Here is a 2,668-nt window from a genome sequence, read left to right on the forward strand (position 1 = left end):
GCACCACGTGGGCCACCGCCACCCGCGCCCCCATCGCGCGCCCGAGCATCAGCGCGGCGAGCCCCACGCCGCCCCCGCCCCAGACGCCGAGCCACTCGCCGGGCCGCAGCGCCGCGCGCCCCGTCAGCGCGTGCCAGGCCGTCGTCACCCGGCAGCCGAGCGCCGCGGCCAGCGCGGGGTCCATCCCCTCGGGCAGGCGCGTGAGGTTGGCGTCGGCATGGGCCACCGCCACCCGCTCCGCATAGGCGCCGTCGCAGGTGAAGCCCGGCACGACCTGCGTGGCGCAGATCGTCTGGTTCCCCGCCCGGCAGTCGCCGCAGGCCCCGCAGGCCAGGATGAAGGGCGCGATCACCCGGTCGCCCCGCGCCCAGCCGCGCACCTCGGGCCCGGCCTCGACGACCCGTCCGCAGAACTCGTGGCCGAGCGTGTGCGGCAGCGCCACCGGGTCCGCCCCCGTCCAGGCGTGCCAGTCCGAGCGGCAGATCCCGCAGGCCAGCACCTCCAGCACCACGCCGTCGCGCGGGCAGGCCGGGTCCGGCACCTCTCCGATCTCGAGCGGCCGCCGCCAGCCCGTGAGCCGGGCCGCCCTCATGGCCGGGCCTCCGCAGGCTGTCGGTCGCCCCGCGCGGGCGGGACCGAGATGACGAGGAAACCGGTGTCGGCGCCGGTCGCGTTCCGCGCCTGGTGCGCGGCGCCCGGCGGCACCTCCAGTGCCTCGCCGGGGCGCAGGCGCAGCATTTCGCCCTCGATCTCCATGTCGAGCGCGCCGTCGAGCACGTAGAAGAACTGGCGCGCAGTGCCGTGGCGGTGGCGCGTCTCGGCGCTGCCGGGGGGCATCCGCTCCTCGATCACCGACAGGCCCGGCGCCGCGCAGAGGTGCCAGCCGTCGCAGCCCCCGCCCCACGCGTAATGCGGCGCATCGGCGCGACCGAGGGTCCGCGCGGGCATCAGCCCATCTCCACCCGGTAGCTCTCGATCACGGTGTTGGCGAGCAGCTTCTCGCACATCGCGGCGACCTCGGCCTCGGTGGTGCCGGGGGCGAGGTCGAGCTCGATCACCTTGCCCTGCCGCACGCCCTCGACGCCCGAAAAGCCCATGGCGCCGAGCGCGGACCTGACCGCCTCCCCCTGCGGGTCCAGCACCCCGTCCTTCAGCATCACCGTCACGACAGCCTTCATCGCGCCCCGCCCTTCATCTTTCCTCAAATACGCAAAGCCCGCGCCCGCCTCAGTTGATGAGAGTGGGCTTGGTCACCCCCGTCGGCCCCTGCGGCATGACGCCGAGGCGGCGCGCGACCTCCGTATAGGCGTCCGCGAGGTTGCCGAGATCGCGGCGGAACACGTCCTTGTCGAGCTTCTTGCCGGTCTCGATGTCCCAGAGGCGGCACGAATCGGGGCTGATCTCGTCGGCCACGATCAGGCGCATGTAGTCGCCGTCCCAGATCCGCCCGATCTCGATCTTGAAGTCCACCAGCCGGATGCCGACGCCGAGGAACAGCCCCGAGAGGAAGTCGTTCACCCGGAGCGCGAGCGACACCATGTCGTCGAGGTCCTGCTGCGTCGCCCAGCCGAAGGCGAGGATGTGCTCCTCGGCCACCATCGGGTCGCCGAGCTTGTCGTCCTTGTAGTAGAACTCGACGATCGGGCGCGGCAGCGGCGTGCCCTCCTCGATGCCGAGGCGCTTGGAGATCGAGCCCGCCGCGACGTTGCGCACGACGACCTCGAGCGGGATGATCTCGACGGCGCGGATCAGCTGCTCGCGCATGTTGATGCGGCGGATGAAGTGGGTCGGCACGCCGATGGCGTTCAGCCCCGACATGAAGAACTCCGACAGGCGGTTGTTCAGGACGCCCTTGCCCTCGATCGTGGCGCGCTTCTCGGCGTTGAAGGCGGTGGCGTCGTCCTTGAAATACTGGACCAGAGTGCCCGGCTCGGGACCTTCATAGAGGATCTTGGCCTTGCCCTCGTAGACCTTCTTGCGCCGTGCCATGGGTTCTCCGGAAACAGGAACGAGGGCGCGTCGGGCACCCTTCCGTTGCCGCGAGGCTATAGGCCAAAGCGCGCTGTGTCGCAAGCAGCCCCGTCGATCGCGCCTTGCGGCGGCCCGCGGGCAAATCCTAATAATGTGTTAACAGTTTCATTCGAGACGGAGATCCCGATGACCACCTTCGACGATCGCGAGAACGCCTTCGAGAACAAGTTCGCCCACGACCAGGAGATGCAGTTCAAGGCCGAGGCGCGGCGCAACAAGCTGATGGGCCTCTGGGTCGCGGACATCCTCGGCAAGGAGGGCGCGGAGGCCGAGGCCTACGCCAAGTCCGTCGTGCTGGCCGATTTCGAGGAGGCTGGCCACGAGGACGTGATGCGCAAGGTCATGGGCGACCTCGGCGGCCGCGTCGGCGAGGCCGAGGTGCGCAAGAAGTACGACGAGCTGCTCGCCGTCGCGAAGGGCCAGCTCCTCGAGGGGAACTGACGCCGCGACCGCCCGATACCGCGGAGGGCCGCCGCCGTCCCCCGGCGCGGCCCTTTTCCGTTCGCGGCCGGATCAGCCGACGAGCCGCACCTTCGCCTCCGGGCCCTTCGGATCGAGCGCGTAGATCTCGGGCCGGTTGCCGAGGTACCCGCGCCAGGTCCGGTCCGCGGCGTCGGGCAGGCTCGAGATCCGGAAG

Annotated in this window: 5 protein-coding genes; 1 reads left to right on the plus strand and 4 read right to left on the minus strand. The window is 71.0% G+C overall.

Features of this window, described 5'->3' with window-relative positions:
- The 4 genes from ACTS11_RS05765 to purC form a co-directional block, all read right to left on the minus strand.
- Positions 1–592: alcohol dehydrogenase catalytic domain-containing protein (locus ACTS11_RS05765; protein ID WP_442639383.1), on the minus strand; the 592-nt coding region annotated here is incomplete at its 3' end.
- The gene (locus ACTS11_RS05770) at positions 589–948 is read right to left on the minus strand and encodes a cupin domain-containing protein (protein ID WP_442639384.1); all 360 of its coding nucleotides are present in this window, start codon (positions 946–948) and stop codon (positions 589–591) included. The genes ACTS11_RS05770 and ACTS11_RS05765, both read right to left, overlap by 4 nt.
- On the minus strand, positions 948–1,178 hold the full coding sequence (gene purS, locus ACTS11_RS05775; RefSeq protein WP_442639385.1) for a phosphoribosylformylglycinamidine synthase subunit PurS: 231 nt from the start codon (positions 1,176–1,178) through the stop codon (positions 948–950). The genes ACTS11_RS05770 and purS overlap by 1 nt, the downstream gene beginning before the upstream one ends.
- A 49-nt stretch (positions 1,179–1,227) precedes the next feature.
- A complete protein-coding gene (purC, locus tag ACTS11_RS05780; protein ID WP_442639386.1) occupies positions 1,228–1,989 on the minus strand; it encodes a phosphoribosylaminoimidazolesuccinocarboxamide synthase in 762 nt (253 codons plus the stop codon).
- Between the two features lie 168 nt (positions 1,990–2,157).
- Here purC and ACTS11_RS05785 point away from each other — a divergent pair, with 168 nt between their 5' ends.
- On the plus strand, positions 2,158–2,472 hold the full coding sequence (locus ACTS11_RS05785; RefSeq protein WP_442639387.1) for a DUF1476 domain-containing protein: 315 nt from the start codon (positions 2,158–2,160) through the stop codon (positions 2,470–2,472).
- The last annotated feature ends 196 nt before the right edge of the window (positions 2,473–2,668 follow it).

It is taken from the genome of Roseicyclus sp. (assembly GCF_052168335.1).
Taxonomy (GTDB): Bacteria; Pseudomonadota; Alphaproteobacteria; order Rhodobacterales; family Rhodobacteraceae; genus Roseibacterium.

Coding starts and splice junctions, on each gene's coding strand:
- purC (WP_442639386.1), bottom strand. CDS start 1,989: ATGGCACGGCGCAAGAAGGTCTACGAGGGCAAGGCCAAGATCCTCTAT.
- ACTS11_RS05770 (WP_442639384.1), bottom strand. CDS start 948: ATGCCCGCGCGGACCCTCGGTCGCGCCGATGCGCCGCATTACGCGTGG.
- purS (WP_442639385.1), bottom strand. CDS start 1,178: ATGAAGGCTGTCGTGACGGTGATGCTGAAGGACGGGGTGCTGGACCCG.
- ACTS11_RS05785 (WP_442639387.1), top strand. CDS start 2,158: ATGACCACCTTCGACGATCGCGAGAACGCCTTCGAGAACAAGTTCGCC.